The sequence below is a fragment of the Pseudarthrobacter sp. NamE2 genome, from assembly GCF_005796205.1.
Taxonomy (GTDB): domain Bacteria; phylum Actinomycetota; class Actinomycetes; order Actinomycetales; family Micrococcaceae; genus Arthrobacter.
This window is the reverse complement of the sequence record NZ_VAHN01000016.1, coordinates 57,450-80,258: the sequence shown is the minus strand read 5'-3', so window position 1 is coordinate 80,258 and position 22,809 is coordinate 57,450. Positions and strand designations below refer to the sequence as shown.

The following is a 22,809-nucleotide window of genomic DNA, read 5'->3' as shown; positions in this document are numbered from 1 at the left end:
GCTCGGCGAACCCACCCTCGCCACCGGTGAAACCACCACCGACCTCCTCAACGACCCCGCAGCCTTCGAGGACTTCAACGCCGACAAAGCCGCCGAACGCTCCTTCGCATTCATCCGCCTCAACCAGCTCGCCATCGAACACCTCCTCGGCGCCCGCTGACGGAAGGGCATGCATGCTCCCCCTGTACCCGCTGGCCGCAGCGGGTACAGGGGGTTTCCACCTATGGATCGGGCTCCTGGCCCGTGGTACTTTGGCCGTCCCATGTCGCTTAGAAGAAGCGATCCAGGAGGAGGGGCAGCTCATGAGTGATACCAATTCCGCAGGAACCAGCGTGGATGTTGTGGACATCCTGACCGCCGATCACCAGGAGATGATGGCGCTGATCGGGCAGATCCACGGCACCTCTGACGAAGGCCGGCGCAGGGACCTCGCCGACACCTTGATCGCCGAGGTGATGCGCCACGCCGTCGCCGAGGAAATGTATGTCTACCCTGCAATCGAAGACCACGTGCCCAACGGCAAAGAGGAAGTGGAACACGACAAAAAGGAGCACGACGACATCGTCAAGCTGATGAAGCAGCTTGAGAAAGCGGAGCCGGCAGACCAGGCCTTTATTGAACTGGTGCGCGAGCTTGAGGCGCAACTGACGCACCACGCCGGCGACGAGGAAAGCGAACAGTTTCCCAAGCTCCGGCTTCACATCCCGCGCGAAAAACTCGTAGAAATGGGCGGGAAGGTGGAGAAGGCGAAAAAGCTGGCACCCACCAGGCCGCATCCCAGCGCCCCGCACTCCGAACTGTTCCACAAGACGGTGGGACCCGGCGTGGGCATGGTGGACCGGCTCCTGGACAAGCTCAAGAAACGGAGCACCGGCTCGTAAAACCAGCTAATTCTTCTTGGTCATCCGGTAGCGCTCGATCTGCTTCAACCGACGCAGGAGGCTGTCGCGCCTCGGGTGCGGGACGGCGTCGGGCGCTTCCGCGGTGAGGTCGATGTGCTTGGTGCCGTACTGCCACAGCAGCAGGTCATCGAGCAGCCGGTCCGGGCCGGGGGAGTAGCGGTGGTCCAGGGCCTTGCGGACCTCCGTGATGCGGTTGGCGCTGAGCAGCCCTGCCAGCTGCATGGTCTGGTTGAGGCCGTGGGCGGCCAGCAGTTCGGCGGCCCAGCCCCAATCGTCGTCCACCTTGCGGTCGACGTGCGGGAGTAAAGTCCGCCAGACGTCCCGGATCCTGTTGGGCGTCAGCGGCGCGGCGCCCTCGCCGGCCATGTCCCAGAAGCTGCGGACTTCCTCGTAGCGCTCGTGCAGGTCCGCGAAGGCCGTCTCCACCGTTTCCAGCATGGCGGCAGTCGCCGTGAACTGGCGGTCGAAATGCGGCGTCCAGGCCCGCGGGTCCTCGGCCTTGAACCGGATGTCGTGCTCGATCTCGCTCCAGGCGTGGGCGAAAATGGTGCGGATCTGGCACTCGAAGAAGTAGCTGCCGTTCGGGGCGATGTCCGGGTTGAAGACCTGCTGGTACTCTTTGACAGCCTCGTTCTGGATGGTCCGCAGGATCAGGTGCCGGCTGGAGTACCCGTAGGTGCCGGATTCGATGGAGCCGATGTCCTTTTCCCGGTCGCCCCGGCAGTCGAACAGCTGGCGCTGGCGCTTGATCAGGTTTGCCACGGCTGCGTTCTCGGCCGGCAGTTTGGTGATGACCCGGATACCCACCATGTCATTGAGGGTCCGGAACGGGTCCGGGAATTTCAGCACCCGGGGACCGCCCGGTTCCAGCGGATCCTCTGTGCGTGAAATCTTTTCCTTGAACGATTCCACCGTTTTGGTCCGCCCCGTGACGAACAGCGGCGTAACCTCGGTGTCCTTCAGCATGCCCCGCATCTGCAGCAGGACGTCCTTGGTCACCAGCTTCAGGGTGGGCCGGACGCGCTCGTAAATCTCCACGTTGTGCTGCACGGATTCGCGCAGCGGCGCGTCCAGGTTTTCCCAATTGCTCGGCATGGTCCCAGCTTACGGCGGGGGCACGACAGGCACCTGTTTTGCCGCGGGGTGCTGGAGCAGGACGACGGCGGGAGGCGGCCAGGGTTGTCTCTTTGGCTTCACAGTTCAAGCAGCCACGCCGAATTAAGATAGCCTTACCTTGCCAAATTCGCCTTGCGGCAGTGCCGCCCCTTGTGAGAAGAGCTCCACCCGTGCCCATTCGACGCTTGATCGCTGCCACCGCAAGCCTTGCAGCCGTTACGGCTGCACTGACCGGCTGCGGCATCATCGGCGGACAGCCGGCCGACCTCCAGATCTACTCGGCCCGCCATTACGACCTCGAGGGCGCCTTCGGCCAGTTCACTGACGAAACCGGCATTTCCGTGGAGTTCATCTCGGGCGACGACGCCGAGCTCCTGGAGCGGCTCAAGGCCGAAGGGGAGGATTCCCCGGCGGACGTCTTCATGACCGTGGACGCGGGCAACCTGTGGAACGCCGCCCGCCAGGACGAGCTTGCCGCCGTCGACTCCGCAACCCTGAACGAAGCGGTGCCGGAGGACCTCCGCGACCCGCAGGGACGCTGGTTCGGCCTGGCCATGCGGGCCCGCACCATCACCTACAACCCCAACAACGTGGATCCCGCCGAGTTCGACGCGGCGGACACCTATGCCGGCCTCACCGACCCCAAGTGGAAGGGGCGCCTGTGCATGCGGGACGCCACCTCCTCCTACACCCAGTCCCTCGTCGCCAGCCTGATCGGGCTCCACGGCCGGGAGAAGGCCCTGGAGATCGCCAAGGGCTGGGTGGCCAACGACGTGCAGATCATGAGCAACGACGTGCTGCTGCTTGAAGCCATTGACGCGGGCACCTGCGACGTGGGCATCAACAACCACTACTACCTGGCCCGCACTCTCGAGGAGAAGCCGGACTTCAAGGTGGACCTCTACTGGGCCAGCCAGCAGGGCGCCGGAACCCACGTGAACATTTCCGGCGCGGGCGTGGTGGCCGGCTCGGACAACGCCGGGGAAGCACAGCAGCTCATCGAGTGGCTGGCCACAAAGGGCCAGAACGCCTTCGTGGACGCCAACCACGAGTTCCCGGCCAACCCGGCCGCCAAGCCCGAGCCCGTCATCGCCGGGTTCGGCGAGTTCAAGCGCATGCCGCTGAACGCCGAAGCCTACGGCGACCTCAACGCCGAGGCCGTCGATCTGCTCGCCGAGGCCGGATACAAGTGACCGAAACGGCTGTCCTCGCAGAAGCGGGGACGCCGAAGCGCCGCCCCCGCCGGGCGGCCGGTGCAGGGCGCCCCGCGTGGTCCGCCCTCGTCGTCGTGGTGGCCGCGGTGGTGGTCACGCCCGTGTTGGCGGTGGTCCTGGACGGGCTCGGCAGCCTGGGCAGCACGGCCCCGCCGCGGGACCTTCCCGGGATGGTGCTCACCACCCTGCTGCTGATGCTCGGTGTCGCCGCGGGCTCGCTGCTGGTGGGCGGCGGGCTGGCCTGGCTGGTCACGGCCTACCGTTTCCCGCTGCGGAATGTGTTTGTCTGGCTGCTGGTCCTGCCGCTGGCCGTGCCCGCCTACATCCTGGGGTTCGTCTTCCTCTCCGTGTTCGACGTGTCCGGGCCGGTGCAGACGGCACTGCGCGGGGTGTTCGGCGCCGGGGTCTGGGTGCCGGAGGTCCGGTCCCTGCCGGGCGCAATCCTGGTGATGTCGCTGTCCCTCTACCCCTACGTCTACCTCCTGGCGCGCACCGCGCTGATGGAGCACACGGCGGGCACATACGATGCGGCCCGGACGCTGGGTGCGGGCCGGAGCGGGGCGTTCCGGCGGGTCCTGCTGCCGCTTGCCCGGCCGTCGCTGGCGGCGGGCATGGCCCTGGTGATGATGGAGACGCTGACCGACTTCGCCACGGTGCAGTACTTCAACGTCCAGACCGTTTCCGTGGGCGTCTACCTGGTCTGGAAGGGCACCTTCAACTTCCACGCCGCAACCCAGCTGGCCGTTCTGGTGCTGCTGTTCGCCGTCGCCGTGCTCGCGGGGGAGCGTGTCCTGCGCGGCCGGGCCCGCTACCACCGCCAGGGCGGGCGCGGACAGGGCCTGCAGCCGCAGAGGCTCGACGGCGGACGCGGCTGGGGTGCCGCCGCCCTGTGCATGGCGGCGGTCAGCACGGGCTTTTTGATTCCCGTGCTCCAGTTGCTGGCCTGGGCGGTGGGCGGGGCGGTCAAGAACCCCGGCTTCCTGGCGGACCCGCGGTTCGGGCAGTACATCATCAACACGCTCCTGGTGGCCGCCGTCACCGCCGCGGCCTGCGTCATCCTTTCCGTTGCGGTGGGGCACGGCGTGCGGCTCAGCGGCGGCAGGTTCGCCTCCTCCGCGGCCCAGCTCACGACCTTCGGCTATGCCGTCCCGGGCGCGGTGGTGGGCATCGGCGTGCTCATCTCCTTCGCGGCCCTGGACAGTGCCCTCGAGGCGGCCGGGGTACCCGGCGGCACCGGGCTGCTCGTCACCGGTTCGGTCCTGGGCATCCTGTACGCCTACGTGATCCGCTTCCTCGCGCCGGCCTACCAGTCAGTGGACGCCAGCTTCGCCAAAATCCCGTCCACCCTCACCTTCTCCGCGCTCAGCCTGGGCGCAGCGCCCGCGCGCATCCTGGCCCGCGTGCATGTTCCCCTGGCCAGGTCCGGGATTGCCGTGGCGCTGATGCTGGTGGCGATCGACGCCGTCAAGGAGCTGCCCATTGTGCTGCTGCTGCGGCCTTTCGGATTTACGACGGCGGCCGTCTGGGTTTACGAGCTTGCCCGCGAAAACTTCTGGGAAAAGGCCTCGCTGCCGGCGCTGGTGATTGTCGCGGCGGCCATCCTTCCCGTCCTGGTCCTGGTCCGGCAGGCGCGCCGGCTTGAAACGCATGGAAAGGCCCCAGCATGACCATCCGCGTCGGAAGACTGCAGCGTCCTGCCGTGCAGGAGAGCGCTCCGGCCGCCCTGGTGTTCGAGGGCGTCAGCAAGCACTACGGGGCCACCACGGGCGTGGAGGGCGTGGACCTCGCCATTCCGGCCGGCGAGCTGGTCACCCTCATCGGTCCGTCCGGCTGCGGCAAGTCGACTACGCTTCGCCTCGCTGCCGGCCTGGAGCGACCGGACCGGGGCACCATCTGCGTTGCCGGGGACGTGGTGGCGGACAAACGCCGGTTCGTTGAACCCGAGCGGCGGCGGGTGGGCCTGGTGTTCCAGGACTACGCACTGTTCCCGCACATGACCGTGGCGCAGAACATAGAGTTCGGCCTGGACCGGCTGGGCCGCGGCGATCGGCGGGCGCGGACCGGGGAGGTCCTCGACCTTGTGCGGCTTGCCCACCTGGCCGCCCGGTACCCGCACGAACTTTCGGGCGGCGAGCAGCAGCGCGTGGCCCTGGCACGCGCCCTGGCGCCCCGCCCCGCCGTCGTACTCCTGGACGAACCCTTCTCCAGCCTGGACGAATCCCTCCGCGCCCAGGTGCGGCGGGACACCGTGGCCACCCTCAAGGAAGCCGGCACCACAGGCGTGCTGGTCACTCACGACCAGACCGAGGCGCTCTCCGTAGGCACCCGTGTGGTGGTGATGCGCGGCGGCGTGATCGAGCAGGCGGACACGCCGGAGAAGGTCTTCGAACAGCCGGCCACCCGGTTCGTGGCGTCCTTTATGGGTGACGCCGACTTCCTCCCCGCCCATGTGCACCGCGCCCTGCTGACCTGCGAAATCGGCGTCGTGTCCACCGTTCCCGGATGGGCCAACAACGAAGCAGACGTGGACGTGGTGCTGCGGCCCCACGAGGTGGCCCTTCAGCCGGACCCAAATTCGCCGGCCCGCGTGTCGGCCGTCGAATACCACGGGCCCTTCGTGCTCCACTACGTCACGCTCGCCTCGGGACGGACCGTCCGCTCGTGGCAGCCCCACACCGTCCGCCATCCCGTCGGAACTCCCGTTGCCGTCACCGTGGCGGCAGGCACAAAGCCCACGCTGCTGCTGGGCGACCACGCCATCACGTCCCCGCCGCCGGGGACCTCCCTGCAGCCGCGGCTGCCCCTGCCCATCCAGTAGCACCACCACCCCGCCATCAAGTTAGGCCATCCCCATGCCCGCTTTCCCCGCCAAGGTAACGCGATGACCGCCCAGCCGGACCTCGCCCGGGTCGCCTTCACGGACCTCGCCCGCCACGGTGACCGTCCGGCAATCCTCACCCCCGAAGGCACCATCTCCTACCGGGAGCTTGCCTTGCGCGTTGACGCGGCCGCAGCCCGGCTCGGTACCGAACGCCGTCTTGTGGTGCTGGCCGCCCGCAACGATCTTGACTCGCTGGTCGGCTACCTTGCCGCCTTGTCCGCGGGCCACCCCCTCCTGCTGGCGCCGGCGGACAAGCCCGAGGCCCTGGCGTCGCTGGTGGGCGCCTACGATCCGGACGTGCTCCTGCGTTCCGGCGGAGGCGATGGCGTCCCGCTGCTGGAGGAGCGGCGCGCCGGTACCCGGCATGAGCTGCATCCGGACCTTGCCCTGCTGCTCAGCACCTCGGGTTCCACGGGTTCGCCCAAGCTGGTGCGGCTCTCGCACGGCAACCTCACAGCCAACGCCGAGGCCATCGCCGACTACCTGCATATCGGGCCGGAGGACCGCGCGGCCACCACCCTGCCGCTGCACTACTGCTACGGTCTCTCGGTCATCAACAGCCACCTCATCCGCGGGGCCGGGCTGGTGCTCACGGACCTGTCGGTGGTGGACCCCTGCTTCTGGGACCTCTTCCGCAGCCGGCGCGCCACCTCCTTCGCCGCCGTGCCCTACACGTTCGACCTCCTGGAGCGGGTGGGCTTCGCGGAAAAGGACCTGCCCCACCTGCGCTACGTGACGCAGGCCGGCGGGCGGCTGGCGCCGGAAAAGGTCCGGGCCTGGGCGGAGACGGGGCAGCGCCGCGGGTGGGACCTGTTTGTGATGTACGGGGCGACGGAGGCGACAGCGCGGATGGCGTACCTGCCGCCGGACCTTGCTGCCGACCATGCCGGGACCATCGGGGTGCCCGTGCCGGGCGGTTTCTTCCGCATCGAGCCGGTCGAGGACCTGGCCGACGGCGAGCTGGTGTACAGCGGCCCCAACGTGATGCTTGGCTATGCGGAGCAGCCGGCGGACCTGGCGTTGGGCCGGGAAGTCCACGAGCTCCGCACCGGGGACCTCGCCCGGCAACATTCCAACGGACTGTACGAGGTGGTGGGCCGGCGCAGCCGGTTCGTGAAGATCGTGGGCCTGCGCGTGGACCTCGGGCAGGTGGAACGCATTTTCGCCGACATGGGGATCACGGCGGCTGCCGCCGGCTCGGATGACGGCCTGGTGGCCGCCGTTGAAGGCGACCACGACGGCGGCCTGCTCGCCAAAGCCCTGGCCGGCACGCTCGGGCTGCCCCGCGCCGCCGTCGTGATCCATCCGGTTGAGGCCCTGCCCCGGCTCGGCACCGGCAAGGTGGACTACCCGGCAGTCCTGGCGCTGGGGATGCCCGCGCCCGCCGTTGACCCTGCGCTTGCCGGAGCCGGCGCTGCGCCCGCGGAACCGGCAGCGGAAGGCCCCGCCGACGTCCGGCGTATCTTCATGGAGGCGCTGGAATGTTCCTCCGTGGGCGATAACGACACGTTCGTCTCCCTGGACGGCGACTCCCTTTCCTATGTGGCGGTATCCGTGCGGCTGGAGCAGGTGCTGGGGCAGCTGCCGCCGGATTGGCACCTGCTGCCCGTGCAGGAGCTGGAGCGCCGCCGGAAGCCGAAGCGGCGGCGCCTGGTGTCCTTCCTGGAGACCTCGATTGTGCTCCGCGCCGCGGCGATCGTGTGCATCGTTGCCACGCACGTGGAGCTTTTTATGTTCCAGACCGCCCACCTGCTCTTCGCCGTAGCCGGCTACAACTTTGCCCGGTTCCAGCTGGCCGAGGAGCGCGGCCCGCGGCTCCGCCGCCAGCTGCGGGGTACGGCGCGGATCGTGGTGCCGTCCGTGGCGTTCATCGCGCTGGCCTACCTGCTGACCGACCACTACACGGTGGCCAACATCTTCCTGCTCAATGCCATGGTGGGGCCCGCGGAAGTAACCACCCAGTGGCACTTCTGGTTCATCGAGCTGCTCGTGTACATCCTGCTGGCCATGGCCGCGCTCATGGCGGTCCCCTGGGTGGACCGCTGGGAGCGGCGTGCGCCCTTCGCCTTCGCGCTCGGCCTCGTGGGGATCGGCCTGCTGAGCCGGTTCGACATCGTGGATCCCGGCCTGCCCGTGCCTCCGCCGGTGTTCTGGATCTTCGCGCTGGGCTGGGCGCTCGGCCGTGCCCGGACCCATTTGCACCGGGTGACGGTTTCCGCCATCACCCTGCTGACCCTGCCCGGCTTCTTCAACAGCACCGTGCGGGAGGCGACCGTGGCCGCGGGCATCCTGCTCCTCGTCTGGCTGCCGGCGCTGCCAGTGCCTGCGTTCCTGCGCCGCGTCACGGGCCGGCTGGCCGCGGCCTCTCTGTACATCTACCTGACGCACTGGCTGGTCTACCCGGTGCTGCTGCCCATCAACCCGGTCCTGGCCGTGGCGGGTTCCCTTCTGGTCGGCGTCGGGTACTGGGCCCTTTGCCGGTGGCTGCCCGGCGCCGCTGCGGAAGCGTGGTCCAGGTTCGGCGGGGTTTTGCGGGGAACCCCCGGCTCTTCCGCGGTCCATAATCCCGGCTGATTCCTGTTCCCGAAGCCCCGGCTGCTCCACGCGGCCGGGGCTTCTTGCTGGCCGGCGTAACACTTTAGCGGCCCTTGACCGTGAGCGGCGTCACTGCTTTACTAAATGAACCCCATTCATTTATTGCGGATGCGGCGGTTGGACTTGACCAAGCATCATCGAAACCACCCGCAGGGTTGCGGCCAACAACGGCGTGGCCGCGTTCCCGCCAGCATCCCCAGCCCGCTTCACCTGCCAGTGCCGCCCCCGCGCCGGAGGCCCGAACCCCTAGGAACCACCATGAGCTCCGCATCTGACACCCGAGCCCCGCTCGAGGCAAACCATCAAAGTCCTGGAACTCCCGGCACCGGGTGGCGCCGTGTCCTGGGGATCCCGTCGCTGGTCCTGCTGGGGCTCGTGTACATGGTGCCCCTCACTATCTTCAGTACGTACGGCATTGTGGTGGAGCTGACCGGGGGCCGGCTTTCAGCGGCCTATGCCGCCGCGTTGGTTGTGATGCTCTTCACCGCCCGGTCCTATGGGCGGATGGCCAAGGCCTTCCCGTTCGGCGGCTCTGCCTACACCTACGCAACCCGTTCCTTCGGCCCCGGGTTCGGCTTTCTGGCTGGGTGGTCGCTGCTGCTCGACTATCTGCTCCTGCCGATGATCAACTACCTGCTGATCGGCATCTACCTCAACGCCGCCTTCCCGGCCGTGCCGGCCTGGCTCTTCATTGTGGTGTCCATCGTGGCCGTGACCGTGCTGAACCTCGTTGGCATCACCGCGGTTGCGCGCGCGAATTACGTGGTGGTGGGGCTCCAAGGCCTGTTCATTGTGCTCTTCGTGGTCCTGGCCTCCGTGTCCGTCACGGGCATGGGCGCGGTGGATCTCCTGGCACCCTTCACCGGAGTGGACGGCGCGGAGGGCTTTTCGCCCATCATGGCCGGCGCCGCCATCCTCTGCCTCTCCTACCTGGGTTTCGACGCCGTCTCCACCTTCGCCGAGGAGGCAAAGGATCCCCGCCGGACCATCCCCAAGGCCATCATGCTGACCACGGTCCTGGCCGGGCTCATCTTCCTGGCGCTCGCGTACATCAGCCACCAGCTGCTGCCGGTGGGAAGTTTTGCCAGCCCGGATTCCGCAGCAATCGAGGTTGTGGGCAAAGCCGGCGGGAACCTCCTTGTCGCCTTCTTCACCTCCGCGTACATTGCCGGAAGCCTCGGCTCCGCCCTGACCTCCCAGGCCTCGGTCTCGCGCATCATCCACTCGATGGGCCGCAGCGGGGTCCTTCCCGGGGTCCTTGGCCGGCTCCACCCCCGCCTGGGTACGCCTGTGGTCCCCATCGTCCTGACCTCCGCAGTGGCGCTGCTTGCCCTGGTGCTGGACCTGACCACCGTCTCCTCGCTCATCAGCTTCGGGGCCCTGGTGGCCTTCTCGGTGGTCAACCTTTCCGTCATCAAGCACTACTTCATCAACGGGAAGCAGCGCGGACCAAGGGGCCTGCTCAACAACCTGCTGCTGCCCGGCACGGGACTGGTCCTGACCCTCTGGCTCTGGACCAGTTTGAGCGGGCTGTCCTTCTCCCTGGGCCTGAGCTGGGCGGGGCTTGGCCTGGTGTACCTTGCCGTCCTGACCCGCGGGTTCCGCCGGCCCACGCCGCACCTGGAACTCGAGGGCGCCTAGGGCCGGACTGCCTCCAGGCGCTCAGTTCATCAGCCATGCCGCGGCCAGCAGCAGCGGAACGGCCAGCACCGAGGTGACTACCGCCGTCGTTTGCGCCAGGCTTTGCCCCACCCGGTACCGGACGGCGTACAACACCACGTTCTGTCCGGTGGGGAGGATGGCGCACGCGGTGACCACGAACGTGCTGAAGCCGTCCAGCTGGAAGACGTAGCGGGCGAGCAGCCAGGCCGCGACCGGCTGCATGGCGGATTTGAGGATGACGGCCACAGTGGTGGGGGCGGCGTCGCCGCTGGAGCCGCGGGGTGAGAGCCCGTGCAGCGACATGCCGAAGATGATCAGCATCAGCGGGACGGTGACCTGCGCGATGAGCTTCAGCGGATCCAGCACCAGTTCAGGGACCTGGATCCCGACGGCGCTGACCACGATCCCGAGGATGGCCGCCACTGTCACGGGGTTGCGGAAGGGCGTGGCGAGGATGCGCCCGGCAGACGGTTTTTCGCCGTCGGGGTTGCTGAGGTCCAGGATGGTGAGGGCGATCGGGGTGACGATGGCGAGCTGGAACAGCATGATGGGCGTGACGTAGGCGGCGCTTCCCAGCACATACTGGGACAGCGGAACGCCGAGGTTGGTGGAGTTCACGATGCCGGTGGCCAGCGCCCCGATGGTCGTTTTCCGCACGCCCCATCTGGCGGCCGCGCCGATGATGGCGAACAGGATCATCATGGCGGCGGCGGTGGCCACGGAGATCAGTCCGGTCTCGCTCAGCACGTCCGAGATGTGCCGGGTGGCGATCATGGAGAACATCAGGCTGGGCAGGCCCACCAGGAAGGTCAGGGTGGACAGCACCTTGGTTCCGTGCGGGCCCAGCGCGTTCGTCTTGCCCAGGATGTAGCCGACGAGCATCACGGCGCCCACCACAAAGAAGCCTTTTAAGACGCCGTCCAAGAATGCTGTCCTCTAGTCAGTCCCGCCCGCCGATCCGTATGCGGACGCGGTAATCCATCCGGGCGGCACCCACGTCGGGGAAACCCGCCCGTCAGATGCTATCGGTGGGAGCGGCCCGGTCATCAATTCCGGCGGTCAGGCTGTCAATCCGCTCGAGGGCCGAGGTGAGCCGCTGCACTGCAGCCCACAGGTCCGGGTGCTGTTCGCGGACTTCCTCCAAAGTGGTGCCGGCGGAACGGAGCGACGCGAGGTCGAAACTGACGTTGGTGCGGGCGCCGGCCACTGCGGCACGGAGCGCACCGAACGCGACGACGGTATCGGCGATGAGTGCCGGGTTGCCGTTCTCTGCCAGCCAGGCCAGGTCGTCGATGGCCTGGAGGGCCCGCTCGCCCAGGACCGCGGATGATTTCGCGGCGTCCACCGACGCCTGCCGGATTGCCTCATCCCGCTCCGGCCCCTTCTCCAGCCGGAAGGCGGCGCCAAAGGCCCGGGACGCCGTCGCATCCTCATCCGCGAGCCGCAACGCTTCGCTCCGGAGGGCCCGTGCCCGCCCGCGGACCGCTTCCACCTGGTCGCCCTCGCTGTACCCGGCAACCATGGAGGTCAGCGATGCCGCCACGGAGAGCATCACGCCGGTTCCGGCGCCGCCGCCGGGCGAGCCGGTGGACTCGGCCAGCGCGCGCGTCCATTCTTCAACTGTCGACTCTTGGCTGGTGACTGACTCAGACGGTTCCATGGTTGAAAGCATGCCCACAAATGCCCGGGCTCAAACGTGCCCTGTAGTCTCGGCACATGCGGCACCGCTACCAGTACGGCGAGGACCCCAGCCAGTGGGGCGAGCTGTTCCTGCCCGGCAGTGCCCCGGGCACGGCACCCAGGGGCGTGGTGGTGGTGATCCACGGCGGCTACTGGCGCGCGCAGTACGGCGCGGAATTGGGGGCGCCGCTCGCGACGGACCTGGCCGGACAGGGCATTGCCGCCTGGAACCTCGAGTACCGGCGGGCGGGGAACGGCGGTGGCTGGCCCGGCACCTTCCAGGACATCCTGGCCGGCATCGACAAGCTTGCCGGGCTTGCGGGCTTGCATAACCTGGACCTGCGCAAGGTGGTGGCGCTGGGGCATTCCGCCGGCGGCCACCTCGCGGTCTGGGCCGCCGGCAGGGACAGGCCGGGGCGTCCCGGCTGGGCCGGGACCAGGAATGACGGCGTCCGGCTTACCGGGGTGGTGAGCCAGTCGGGCCTCCTGAACCTTGCTGAGGCTGAAAGGCTCAACCTCAGCAACGGCGCCGTGGCCAACCTGCTGGGCGGGCCGTCGTCGGAATTCCCGGAGCGTCACCGGGAGGCGGATCCCATGTTCGCCCTGCCGCTGGACGTCCCCGTCTACGCCGTGCATGCCGAGGAGGACGACGACGTCCCGCTTGCCTTGTCCACCTCCTATGTGGACGCCGGCCGGGCCGGCGGCGTGCCCGCGCAGCTGGTCACCGTGCCCGGGGATCACTATGAGCTGATCGACCCGGACACGGCGGCCTACCGGAAGTGCCGGGAACTGGTGCTGGAACTGGTGGTCTGACGCAAACTGCATCCCGCAGACCTCTTCTGGCAGAGTATGACCATGCTCACAGTTATCGGCGAAGGCCTTGTTGACGTTGTCCAGCGCGCTTCCGGCATCGAGGCGCACGTGGGCGGCAGCCCGCTGAACGTGGCGGTGGGCCTGGCCCGCCTGGACCATCCCGTGCAGTTCATCGGCCGCTACGGCCGGGACGCTTACGGGGATTCGGTGGCCGCGCACCTGCGGTCCAGCTCGGTCATGCTCCCGCTGGGGCCGGATGAGCTGCCCACGAGTGTGGCCACCGCGTTGATTGACGACGACGGCGCCGCCTCCTACACCTTCGACCTCACCTGGCAGCTTCCCGGCATCGCGGACCGGCTTGCCTTTATGCTGCAGGGCACCACGCTGCTGCACACCGGCTCCATCGCCACGATGCTGGCGCCGGGCGCCACCGAAGTCCTGGCCGCCGTCGAATACGCCCACCCGCGCGCGACCATCAGCTTCGACCCCAACTGCCGGCCGAGCATCATTACCGATGTGGACTACGCGCGCCGGCAGGCCGAGAAGTTTGTGTCCCTCGCGGACGTGGTGAAGGCGTCCGACGAGGACCTCGAGTGGCTGTACCCCGGACAGGACGTGCTCGATTCGGCCCGGAAGTGGCTGGCGCTCGGCGGTTCCGAGGGGCCTGCCATGGTGGTGGTGACGCGCGGGGCGGCGGGGCCCTGGGGCATCACCGCCGCCGGCGAGGCCGAGGTCCCGGCACCGCGCGTGGACGTGGCGGACACCGTGGGCGCCGGCGATTCTTTCATGGCCGCGCTGCTTTCCGGGCTGGTGGACCGCGGCCTGGACGGTGCACAGAACCGCAAGGACCTGCGCGAACTCCCGGCCGAGGGCCTGGCGGAACTCCTGTCCCACGCCGCCCGCGCCGCCGCCGTCACCGTGTCCCGGCCCGGCGCAAACCCGCCGACCCGGGCCGAGCTGAACGGGCATGTGGAGGGTTAGGCGGGTTCGGCGGCCAGCGACGCTCTCTCACCTATCGCATATAAACGCCCATCGCTCTCTCACCTCCTGATCGAAAGTGAGAGAGCGTTGGCCGGTTTGCTGCAGGAACTGAGAGAGCGTGCCAGCCGCGTTACTCCTTGCCGAGTCCCGCTGCAGAGGTCTTTTCGCCCGTCACTTCGTTGAGCGCCCTCAGGTCGAAGATGCCGCTGATGTTGGCCTGCTTGGTGGTCAATGGCGGCGGCTTTCAGCGCCTCGATGGCGGCGGGGCCCGCGTTGAAGACCTGCGTGCTGAGCTTCGTGCCGCCATGCGGGTGGAGCTTTCCTGGTTCAGCGGACGCTTGTCCTGGGGTTTTGCCATTGGGTCTTCCTTTTGCTGGGGGGATGCTGAGTTGAGATTACGGAGCGCCCCGCAGGCCCACAATCAGTCCTGTAGCAGGCGTTCACGGGACGACGCGAAAGCGAAACGCGGCGTCGCGGAGAGTCACGAAAGGTCTTCCGGCAGCGGCTTTCCCTTTCGCTGGCGGCCGCCGGAACTTTACCTTCCGGATGGTAAAGTTTCAGGGTGAGGGAAAGTCAGCGCCCGGGGATTCTTGAGGCGGGTTTGCGTGTGGCCGCCAGCAGCCAGGGGGCTGCCATCACCCTTGATGCCGTGGCCTCCGAAGCCGGAGTGACCAAGCCGGGACTGATGTACCACTTCCCCAACCGGGACGCCCTCATGGTTGCCCTGGTCGAGTACGCCGCCTGCCAGCTGGAACGGAGGATGGCGGACCTCCTGGGGGAGGGCAGGGCCACTGTTACTGCGCGTTACCGTTCGTACATCCAGGTAGCAGCCGACGGCCAAAACATGCGCGCCGAATGGGCACTGTGGTTCCACTCGGCGTACAAGGCCGAACTGCAGGAAGCCTGGGCGCGGCATCTCGACCCCTGGCTGGATATTCCGGCCGGAACGCCGCCGGAGCAGCGCGCCCGGCTGGCAACTGCCCGGCTGGCGGCTGATGGTTTCTGGGCGGCGCAGGCCAGCGGCGTGTCATCGCCGGACCCTGCTGAGCGCGCCCTGATCCTGGCCTCCATCCTCGATCTCGTTCCCGAAGGAGACGCGCAATGAAGCGATGGCTGTGCCTCGCTGGAGCAATCATCACGGAGGTCAGCGCCACGCTTGCCCTCAAGGCCGCCATCGAGGCGCCTGGCTGGTACCTCGTGGTGGTGTTTGGATACGTAACAGCCTTCTTCCTGCTGAGCGTGTGCCTGCGGCTGGGCATGACCATCAGCGTCGCGTACGGCGCCTGGGGAGCAGGCGGCGTCACGGCCACCGCGCTGCTCTCGGCCAGTATCTTCGACGAGCCGCTCACTTGGCTCATGGGGGCCGGTATGGTGCTCATCCTGGCGGGCGTCATCACCGTTGAAGTGGGTTCGCAGAAGGCCCACGCCAAGCAGGAGGAGCAAGCATGACCTGGTTCCTCCTCGGCCTGGCCATCCTCACCGAAGTGGCCGCCACCATGTCCTTGCGCGCCTCTGAAGGGCTGAAAAAGAAGGTGTGGCTGGTCCCCATTGTGGCCGGCTACGCCAGCGCCTTCGGTTTCCTTGGCCTCGCCCTTGCCGAGGGCCTTCCCCTGGGGGTCGGGTACGGCGTCTGGGTGGCGTGCGGCGTCGCTTTGACGGCCATCGCCAGCCGTGTGCTGTTCGAGGAGCCGCTGACGCCAACCATGGCTTGCGGGATCCTGCTCATTTCCGCAGGGGTGCTCATCGTTGAGATCGGTGCCCGTCATGCGCATTAGCGGCAGCGTCGCATAAACCGGCTGGCAGGCAAGCCGAGGTGCAGCGTAGCTGGTTTCCCCATATTCTGGCCGGGTGGACACAAGCACCGTGAACTCCCGTGAACAGGGCGAGCAGGTTGACCGGCAGCAGCGCATTCTTGAAGCCGCGCTGGACCTGCTGTCCCGCCACGGGATTTCGGGAGTGAACATGCGTGCGGTGGCGCGCGAGGCCGGCGTCGCCCTCGGCCTGGTGAATTACTACTACGAGGACAAATCGAGCCTGATCCGCGCCGCCCTGCACAGCGTCGACGAACACGACCTCGCGCTGGTGGCACCGGATCCCGCACTGCCTCCTGACGAGCAGCTCCAGAATGCCCTCCGGCGGGTTGCCGGACCGGAACTTCTGACCACGCGGTACCTGTCCCTGCGCCTGCACCTGTGGGCGCTCGCGCGGGCGCACGAGGACTTCGCCCTGATCAACGCGGCGGCGTTTGACCGCTACCTGGACGGGCTTGCGGCCCTGATCGGCAATGCCAAACCGGAGCTGTCCAGCAAGCAGTGCAAGGAGCGGGCGGCCGACATCGTGGTTGTGCAGAACGGCATGTGGCTGACCGCGCTCCTTGGTGTGGACAAGGAATCCATCCGGCGGAGCATTGCCCGGACCGAAGAAATCGCCTTCGCCGCCTAGCGGCGGTTCCATCACCTTTCCCGCGACTCTTCCCGCGTGGCCGCATCCGGCCGCGCCGCCCATCGGCGTGCGCCGGCAATGACGCGCTGTCATATTCGGCCGGAAGCACGACATTTTTGACGCCCGGCCGCCCGTTTCCGCAGGCCACCGCGCCTTTGATGTTTCACGCCCGTAAATTTTGAACATTTGTCCAGTTTTCCTATTGAACACTTGTTCAAGCTGCACTAATCTCCTTGGTTATGACCTACGCCACACCAGGGAATACCGCGGATTCTCCGGCTAACACGGTCAACCTTTCGCTTTCGGAAGAACGACGACCCGCCCTGGGCCAATGACCGGCACCAGGTAGAAGGAGAGTTTGCAGCATGACCACAACCACTTACGACTACGTCATCGTCGGCGGCGGCAGCGCGGGTTCCGTGCTGGCCGACCGGCTGAGCGACGGAGGCAACAGCAGCGTCCTGGTCCTTGAGGCCGGACGCAGCGACTATCCGTGGGACCTCTTTATCCAGATGCCCGCCGCGCTGACCTTCCCCAGCGGCAATCCGCTTTACGACTGGCGGTACCAGTCGGATCCCGAGCCCTACATGGGCGGCCGCCGGGTGGCACACGCACGCGGCAAGGTCCTTGGCGGCTCGAGCTCCATCAACGGCATGATCTTCCAGCGCGGAAACCCGCTCGACTACGAGCGCTGGGGTGCCGACGCCGGCATGGAAACCTGGGACTTCGCGCACTGCCTGCCCTACTTCAACCGGATGGAAAACGCGCTCGCCGCAGACCCCGAAGACGAACTCCGCGGCCACGACGGTCCGCTGGTCCTGGAACGCGGCCCCGCCACCAACCCGCTGTTCCAGGCGTTCTTCGCCGCCGCGCAGGAAGCCGGCTACCCGCTGACGGACGACGTCAACGGTTACCGCCAGGAAGGCTTCGCCGCCTTTGACCGCAACGTCCACAAGGGCCAGCGGCTCTCCGCGTCCCGCGCCTACCTGCGGCCAAACTTCGGCCGGGGCAACCTGACCGTCCTCACCCGCGCGCTGGTCACCAAGGTCAACTTCAAGGGGAACGTGGCAACCGGCGTCACCTACCGTCGCAACGGCAAGACCCACCAGGTGAACGCGGGCGAGGTGATCCTGGCCGGCGGCGCCATCAACACCCCGCAGCTGCTGCAGCTCAGCGGCATCGGCGATGCGCAGCACCTGAACTCGTTGGGCATCAACTCCGTGGTCAACCTGCCCGGCGTCGGCCAGAACCTGCAGGACCACCTGGAGGTCTACATCCAGCACGCCTGCACCCAGCCGGTGTCCATGCAGCCGGCCCTGGACGTCTGGCGCATGCCGTGGATCGGCATGCAGTGGCTGTTCGGCCGGAAGGGTCCGGCGTCCACCAACCACTTCGAAGGCGGCGGTTTCGTCCGGTCCAACGAGGACGTGGCGTACCCCAACCTGATGTTCCACTTCCTCCCGGTGGCCGTCCGCTATGACGGCCAGAAGGCGGATGCGAAGCACGGCTACCAGGTGCACATCGGCCCCATGTACTCGGACGCCCGGGGCACGCTGAAGATCAAGTCCACCGATCCCACGGTGCATCCGTCCATGGTCTTCAACTACCTCTCCACGGACCAGGACCGGCGCGAATGGGTGGAGGCCATTCACGTTGCCCGCGACATCCTCGGCCAGTCCGCCATGCTGCCCTTCAACGGCGGCGAGCTCTCTCCTGGCAAGGCCGTGCAGACGGATGCGGAGATCCTGGACTGGGTGGCCCGCGACGCCGAAACGGCGCTGCATCCCTCCTGCACCGCGAAGATGGGCCCGGACTCGGATCCCATGGCAGTCGTGAACCCGCTGGACATGACCGTGCACGGCACCAGCGGCCTGCGCGTGGTGGATGCCTCCGCCATGCCCTACGTCACCAACGGCAACATTTACGCCCCCGTGATGATGCTGGCGGAAAAGGCCGCCGACCTGATCGCCGGCAAGAAGCCCCTGGCGCCGCAGTACGCTGAGTTCTACCGGCACGGCCTCAGCCCCCTGGAACGTAACGGCGCCCCGCTCACGGCAGCAGCGGCAGCAAAGGCCTAGCGATGTTGGATATTAAGGACTCCCCGGACCGCGAAGAACACCCTGCAGGAGGAACGATGACGGCCACCGTTCAGCGCGTGCGCCCCACGGGCGGGGACCAGGACGTGATCAAGGGCCTGTACATTGACGGCGCCTGGCAGGAAGCGTCCGACGGCGCCACAACAGTCGTGCGCTGCCCTGCGGACGGGCTGGAGGTCGCCGTCGTGGCGTCCTCCACGGTGGATGACGCCAAGAGGGCGATTGCGGGTGCGCGCCACTCGTTCGACCACGGTCCGTGGAGGCGGCTCAGCGATATTGAGCGCGGCGCGGTCCTGCTCCGGGTCGCCGACCTGCTGGAGCGGGACAAGGCTGACTACGCCCGCGCCGAGGCCCTCGATACGGGCAAGCGCCTGGTGGAGGCCGAGTACGACATTGACGACATCGCCGCCTGCTTCCGCTACTACGGAAAGATCGCCGGCCTCGACGCCGGCAGGGTGATCGACACGGGACGGCCCGACGCCATTAGCCGCGTCATCTACGAGCCGCTCGGCGTGTGCGCCCTCATCGCACCGTGGAACTATCCGCTCCTGCAGGCGGCGTGGAAGGTGGCGCCCGCGCTCGTCACCGGAAACTCCTTCGTGCTCAAGCCGAGCGAACTGACGCCCTCCACGTCCATCCTGCTGATGGAAACCCTTGCGGAGGCCGGGGTTCCCGCCGGCGTCGCGAACCTCGTGACGGGCAAGGGATCGAAGGTGGGTGGACCGCTCAGTTCTGACCCCCGCGTCGACCTCGTTTCCCTGACCGGGAGCCTGGCGACGGGCCAAACGATCATGGCTGCCGCCGCCGAAACCATCAAGCGCGTCGCCCTGGAGCTCGGCGGAAAGAACCCCAACGTCGTCTTCGCTGACGCGGACTGGGACGCCGCCGTAGACAACGCCCTGACCGCCGTTTTCCTGCACTCCGGGCAGGTCTGCTCGGCAGGGGCGCGGCTCGTCGTCGAGGAATCCATCGCCGCACGCTTCGTGGCCGAAGTGGTGGAACGGGCAAAGAAGATCCGCATGGGCGGCCCGTTCGACGCCACTGCCGAGACCGGCCCGCTCATCTCCGCGAAGCACCGCGACCAGGTCCACGCATATGTGCAGGCCGGAATCGCCGAAGGTGCCGAACTGCTGTGCGGCGGGTACATCCCCGACGACGGCCCGCTCGCTGACGGCTTCTTCTACCCGCCCACCGTCCTGGGCAACTGCCGTACGGGCATGAGCGTGCTGCAGGAGGAGTCCTTCGGGCCGGTGCTGACCGTCGAAACATTCCGGACCGAGGCTGAGGCGGTGGCCATCGCAAACGACACCGAATACGGCCTGGCCGGCGCCGTCTGGACCTCGGATGCATCCAAGGCGCAGCGCATGGCGTCCGCGCTCCGCCACGGAACGGTCTGGATCAACGACTACCACCCCTACGTCCCGCAGGCGGAATGGGGCGGCTTCGGGAAGTCGGGCATTGGCCGCGAGCTTGGCCGCGCGGGACTGGACGAGTACCGCGAGGCAAAACACATCTGGCAGAACGTCCAGCCCGCACCCAGTGGCTGGTTCGGTTCCCCTCCGCAGGAACCGGGGGTTGCCGCTGCCGAGTAGGCACCAAACAGCAACGGGGGAACGGCGGGGCGCTGCGCACGGCGGCGCCCGGCCGGTTGCATCACCTGCGTCCAATGGCGGCCACAGGTCAACAACCACTGTGCTTTTTCTGACTTAGGAGTTCAGATGTTGGAACCCAGCAAGAGTACTGATTCAAGCGGCATGGACGAATTCGGCTATGCCCAGACATTGGACCGCAGCATCGGCAAATTCGCCAGCTTCGCGGCCGGAGTCAGCTACATCTCCATCCTCACAGGCGTTTTTCAACTGTTCTACTTTGGTTTCTCCATGGCCGGCCCCGCCTACGCGTGGTCCTGGCCCATCGTTTTCGTCGGCCAGCTGATGGTGGCGCTCTGTTTTGCCGAGCTCGCCGGCCGCTATCCCGTAGCCGGGTCCGTCTACAACTGGGCCAAGCAACTTTCGTCAGGGACGTTCGCATGGCTGGCCGGCTGGCTGCTGCTGATCTCCTCCATGGTGGCGCTCGGAGCCGTCGCCCTGGCGCTGCAGCTCACCCTGCCCCAGATCTGGTCCGGTTTCCAGATCATCGGGGACGGCACCGGCACCTACGACTTCGCCCTCAACGGCGTCCTGCTGGCGAGCATCATGATCACCATCTCCACCCTCATCAATGCTTTCGGCGTGAAGCTGATGACCAAAATCAACAGCGTCGGCGTCTTCGTTGAGCTCGCTGCCGCCGTACTCCTCATCCTGGCACTGGGATGGCATGTGGTGCGGGGGCCTGAAGTCCTGTTCAGCACCGCGGGCTACGGCGAAGGGCACGACCTTGGCTTCTTCGGGGTCTTCCTGATCGGCGCGATGGCATCCGGGTACGTGATGTACGGCTTCGACACGGCCAGTTCCCTGGGTGAGGAGACGAAGGACCCGAAGAAGACCGCTCCTAAGGCGATCCTGCGGGCCATCACGGCGTCCTTCATCCTTGGCGGCCTGATCCTCCTTGGCGGACTCCTGGCCGCGCCCGACCTGAACGATCCCAAGCTGGGCAGTGCCGACGGCGGGCTGCAGTACATCGTGCTCTCCGTGCTGGGAGGCCCCTTCGGCAAGGCGTTCCTGGCGTGCATCGTCGTTGCCGTGTTCGTCTGCACCCTCGCAGTCCATGCCGCCGCCATCCGCATGATGTTCGCCATGGCCCGGGACAACAACCTGCCGTTCAGCCGGCAGCTCAGCAAAGTCCATCCCGAGCGTAAGACACCCACCGTGGCGGCCATCGTCATCGGAGTCATCGCCATCATTCCGCTGGTCGTCAATGTCTCCCAGCCTGCGATCTTCACCATCCTGTCCAGCATCAGCATCGTGCTGATCTACCTGTCCTACCTGCTGGTCACCGTGCCCCTGCTGCGGCGGCGCTTCCTGAAGAAATGGCCGTTGTCCGACGAAACCCACGGCAAGGCCGGGTTCAGCCTCGGCAAGTGGGGCCTGCCCGTGAATATCCTCGCTGTCCTGTGGGGCGGTGCCATGACCCTGAACCTGATCTGGCCGCGGCCGGAAATCTACAACTCGGTGCCGCCGTTTGAGTGGTACCTGCAGTGGGGCGGCGTGCTGTTCGTTGCCGCCGTGACCGCAGGCGGCGCCCTGCTGTACCGGACGAAGATCAGGCACCAGACCGGAGTCCTCGCCGAACACTCAGCGGTGCGGCCCGCCCGGGATCCACAGGGGTCAGAGCCGCCAGCTGCTCCGGAACTGGTGCCCGCCCCGCTGTCCCGGCGATAGCCCCTTCCACGCCTGGCACCTACCCGCGGATATGGCGGGCAGCCCCTTCGCGGTTCAGCGGAGGGGCTTCCCTGTTAAACCGCGTTGTAGACCCGGCCGTGGAAATCACAGGCCGCCGCCCTAGTATGGCCCTCATGAAGGTTGCCGGAGAGGCGCGGTCTGCCGCCGTGGTCATCAACACCGGATCACGCCGGGGCGCTACCGCATCACACCAGGCGGTACAGAGGATGCGCGAGGCCGGCGTTCCGGTCACCGCCGTGCATCACATCCGGTCGGGCGCCGAGCTGCCCGGTACGCTGGACCGGGTGGTTGCCGACGGGCATGACCTGCTGGTGGTCGGCGGCGGCGACGGGACGGTCAGCTACGCCGCCGGCCTGGTTGCCGGCACCGACGTCGTGCTCGGCATCCTTCCGCTCGGCACGGCCAACGACCTTGCCCGGACGCTCGAGATCCCCGGCAACCTGGCGCAGGCTTGTGCTGCCGTGGCTCACGGGAAGGTAGTGGACATCGACCTCGGCCGCGCCAACGGCCGGCCGTTCCTCAACGTGGCGTCCGTGGGCCTGTCGGTACGGGTCACGGAGGCGCTCAGCCCCGGCCTGAAGCGGCGCCTTGGGCCGCTGGCGTACGGCATTGCCACCCTGCGTTCGTACGCCCGACATGAACCCTTCGCCGCCCTCCTGGAATTCCCGGGCGGGGACCACGAGCCGATGCAGCTTGAGAACCTCCTCCAGGTGGCAGTGGGCAACGGCAGGCACTACGGCGGCGGCAACACGGTGTCCCCGACGGCGGGGATCGATGACCACACGCTCGATATTTACGCCATCCTGGCGGCGCCGCTGCGCGAACATGTAAAAATTGCCCGGCTGCTGCGGGACGGGAGCTTCGTCCGGCACGAACGGGTATACCACGTGACCAGCCGGCACGTCCGGCTGGTCACCGAGCCGCCAATGTCCGTGAACCTCGACGGCGAAATCGCCGTGGTGACGCCCACCGACTTCACCATCGAGCGGAACGCCGTGCACGTGGTGGTCCCGCAGGCCAGCACCAGTGCAATGTTCGACGGCGTCCGCGCACCGGGCGGGCCGCTGGCCTGAGAGCGGGGTGCTT

General features: G+C 67.5%; 19 protein-coding genes and 1 pseudogene. 17 read left to right on the top strand and 3 right to left on the bottom strand.

Translation table 11 applies throughout. The features are described from left to right. Together FDW83_RS16555 and FDW83_RS16550 are read left to right on the top strand one after the other, a co-directional pair. Positions 1-160: pseudogene (locus FDW83_RS16555) on the top strand (xylose isomerase); the annotation flags it as partial. A 142-nt stretch (positions 161-302) separates the two neighbouring features. Further along, positions 303-881, top strand: a complete 579-nt coding sequence (locus FDW83_RS16550; protein ID WP_138139174.1) for a hemerythrin domain-containing protein — start codon at positions 303-305, stop codon at positions 879-881. A gap of 6 nt (positions 882-887) precedes the next feature. Here FDW83_RS16550 and FDW83_RS16545 read toward each other — a convergent pair whose 3' ends face one another. After that, a complete protein-coding gene (locus FDW83_RS16545) occupies positions 888-1,997 on the bottom strand; it encodes a GTP pyrophosphokinase family protein (protein WP_138139173.1) in 1,110 nt (369 codons plus the stop codon). Between the two features lie 191 nt (positions 1,998-2,188). Here FDW83_RS16545 and FDW83_RS16540 point away from each other — a divergent pair, with 191 nt between their 5' ends. The 5 genes from FDW83_RS16540 (at position 2,189) to FDW83_RS16520 (ending at position 10,349) form a co-directional block, all read left to right on the top strand. Continuing rightward, the gene (locus FDW83_RS16540) at positions 2,189-3,211 is read left to right on the top strand and encodes an extracellular solute-binding protein (protein ID WP_138139172.1); all 1,023 of its coding nucleotides are present in this window, start codon (positions 2,189-2,191) and stop codon (positions 3,209-3,211) included. Further along, positions 3,208-4,899, top strand: coding sequence for an iron ABC transporter permease (locus FDW83_RS16535; RefSeq protein WP_138139171.1), 1,692 nt, complete (start codon positions 3,208-3,210; stop codon positions 4,897-4,899). Before FDW83_RS16540 ends, FDW83_RS16535 begins: the two co-directional genes overlap by 4 nt. After that, complete coding sequence (locus FDW83_RS16530) at positions 4,896-6,050, top strand: ABC transporter ATP-binding protein (RefSeq protein WP_138139170.1); 1,155 nt, start codon at positions 4,896-4,898, stop codon at positions 6,048-6,050. The genes FDW83_RS16535 and FDW83_RS16530 overlap by 4 nt, the downstream gene beginning before the upstream one ends. A 63-nt stretch (positions 6,051-6,113) precedes the next feature. Next, entirely contained in the window at positions 6,114-8,687 is a 2,574-nt protein-coding gene (locus FDW83_RS16525; protein WP_138139169.1) for an AMP-binding protein, read from the top strand. A gap of 279 nt (positions 8,688-8,966) precedes the next feature. Then, positions 8,967-10,349, top strand: a complete 1,383-nt coding sequence (locus tag FDW83_RS16520; protein WP_138139168.1) for an APC family permease — start codon at positions 8,967-8,969, stop codon at positions 10,347-10,349. A 21-nt stretch (positions 10,350-10,370) separates the two neighbouring features. Here FDW83_RS16520 and FDW83_RS16515 read toward each other — a convergent pair whose 3' ends face one another. Next, positions 10,371-11,294 (bottom strand): AEC family transporter, encoded by a 924-nt coding sequence (locus FDW83_RS16515; protein ID WP_138139167.1) that lies wholly within the window; start codon positions 11,292-11,294, stop codon positions 10,371-10,373. Positions 11,295-11,385: 91 nt separating this feature from the next. Then, positions 11,386-12,030: a cyclodeaminase/cyclohydrolase family protein gene (locus FDW83_RS16510; RefSeq protein WP_138139166.1), complete on the bottom strand. Its 645-nt coding sequence runs from the start codon at positions 12,028-12,030 to the stop codon at positions 11,386-11,388. Positions 12,031-12,086: 56 nt separating this feature from the next. Between FDW83_RS16510 and FDW83_RS16505 the strand changes: the two genes are divergently transcribed. The 10 genes from FDW83_RS16505 to FDW83_RS16460 all read left to right on the top strand — a co-directional run bounded on the left by FDW83_RS16505 (position 12,087) and on the right by FDW83_RS16460 (position 22,796). Continuing rightward, positions 12,087-12,863 (top strand): alpha/beta hydrolase, encoded by a 777-nt coding sequence (locus FDW83_RS16505; RefSeq protein WP_138139165.1) that lies wholly within the window; start codon positions 12,087-12,089, stop codon positions 12,861-12,863. Positions 12,864-12,905: 42 nt separating this feature from the next. Next, a complete protein-coding gene (locus tag FDW83_RS16500) occupies positions 12,906-13,844 on the top strand; it encodes a carbohydrate kinase (protein WP_138139164.1) in 939 nt (312 codons plus the stop codon). Positions 13,845-14,406: 562 nt separating this feature from the next. Further along, on the top strand, positions 14,407-14,949 hold the full coding sequence (locus tag FDW83_RS16495) for a TetR/AcrR family transcriptional regulator (RefSeq protein ID WP_138139163.1): 543 nt from the start codon (positions 14,407-14,409) through the stop codon (positions 14,947-14,949). Further along, positions 14,946-15,293, top strand: a complete 348-nt coding sequence (locus FDW83_RS16490) for a multidrug efflux SMR transporter (protein ID WP_138139162.1) — start codon at positions 14,946-14,948, stop codon at positions 15,291-15,293. The genes FDW83_RS16495 and FDW83_RS16490 overlap by 4 nt, the downstream gene beginning before the upstream one ends. Then, positions 15,290-15,619, top strand: a complete 330-nt coding sequence (locus FDW83_RS16485) for a multidrug efflux SMR transporter (protein WP_138139161.1) — start codon at positions 15,290-15,292, stop codon at positions 15,617-15,619. The genes FDW83_RS16490 and FDW83_RS16485 overlap by 4 nt, the downstream gene beginning before the upstream one ends. Before the next feature lie 73 nt (positions 15,620-15,692). Next, complete coding sequence (locus FDW83_RS16480) at positions 15,693-16,286, top strand: TetR/AcrR family transcriptional regulator (protein WP_138139160.1); 594 nt, start codon at positions 15,693-15,695, stop codon at positions 16,284-16,286. A gap of 365 nt (positions 16,287-16,651) precedes the next feature. After that, on the top strand, positions 16,652-18,364 hold the full coding sequence (gene betA, locus FDW83_RS16475; protein ID WP_138139159.1) for a choline dehydrogenase: 1,713 nt from the start codon (positions 16,652-16,654) through the stop codon (positions 18,362-18,364). Positions 18,365-18,420: 56 nt separating this feature from the next. Then, on the top strand, positions 18,421-19,974 hold the full coding sequence (locus FDW83_RS16470; protein ID WP_205754691.1) for an aldehyde dehydrogenase family protein: 1,554 nt from the start codon (positions 18,421-18,423) through the stop codon (positions 19,972-19,974). A gap of 126 nt (positions 19,975-20,100) precedes the next feature. Next, positions 20,101-21,702, top strand: a complete 1,602-nt coding sequence (locus tag FDW83_RS16465) for an APC family permease (RefSeq protein WP_240721023.1) — start codon at positions 20,101-20,103, stop codon at positions 21,700-21,702. 134 nt (positions 21,703-21,836) lie between these two features. Then, positions 21,837-22,796, top strand: coding sequence for a lipid kinase (locus FDW83_RS16460; protein WP_138139158.1), 960 nt, complete (start codon positions 21,837-21,839; stop codon positions 22,794-22,796). Positions 22,797-22,809: the final 13 nt, after the last annotated feature.

Bases quoted from the DNA above. Each gene is read 5' to 3' on its own strand.
- FDW83_RS16550 (WP_138139174.1), top strand. From the start codon at position 303: ATGAGTGATACCAATTCCGCAGGAACCAGCGTGGATGTTGTGGACATC.
- FDW83_RS16545 (WP_138139173.1), bottom strand. From the start codon at position 1,997: ATGCCGAGCAATTGGGAAAACCTGGACGCGCCGCTGCGCGAATCCGTG.
- FDW83_RS16460 (WP_138139158.1), top strand. From the start codon at position 21,837: ATGAAGGTTGCCGGAGAGGCGCGGTCTGCCGCCGTGGTCATCAACACC.
- FDW83_RS16525 (WP_138139169.1), top strand. From the start codon at position 6,114: ATGACCGCCCAGCCGGACCTCGCCCGGGTCGCCTTCACGGACCTCGCC.
- betA (WP_138139159.1), top strand. From the start codon at position 16,652: ATGACCACAACCACTTACGACTACGTCATCGTCGGCGGCGGCAGCGCG.
- FDW83_RS16465 (WP_240721023.1), top strand. From the start codon at position 20,101: ATGTTGGAACCCAGCAAGAGTACTGATTCAAGCGGCATGGACGAATTC.
- FDW83_RS16470 (WP_205754691.1), top strand. From the start codon at position 18,421: ATGACGGCCACCGTTCAGCGCGTGCGCCCCACGGGCGGGGACCAGGAC.
- FDW83_RS16485 (WP_138139161.1), top strand. From the start codon at position 15,290: ATGACCTGGTTCCTCCTCGGCCTGGCCATCCTCACCGAAGTGGCCGCC.
- FDW83_RS16520 (WP_138139168.1), top strand. From the start codon at position 8,967: ATGAGCTCCGCATCTGACACCCGAGCCCCGCTCGAGGCAAACCATCAA.
- FDW83_RS16510 (WP_138139166.1), bottom strand. From the start codon at position 12,030: ATGGAACCGTCTGAGTCAGTCACCAGCCAAGAGTCGACAGTTGAAGAA.
- FDW83_RS16530 (WP_138139170.1), top strand. From the start codon at position 4,896: ATGACCATCCGCGTCGGAAGACTGCAGCGTCCTGCCGTGCAGGAGAGC.
- FDW83_RS16505 (WP_138139165.1), top strand. From the start codon at position 12,087: ATGCGGCACCGCTACCAGTACGGCGAGGACCCCAGCCAGTGGGGCGAG.
- FDW83_RS16500 (WP_138139164.1), top strand. From the start codon at position 12,906: ATGCTCACAGTTATCGGCGAAGGCCTTGTTGACGTTGTCCAGCGCGCT.
- FDW83_RS16490 (WP_138139162.1), top strand. From the start codon at position 14,946: ATGAAGCGATGGCTGTGCCTCGCTGGAGCAATCATCACGGAGGTCAGC.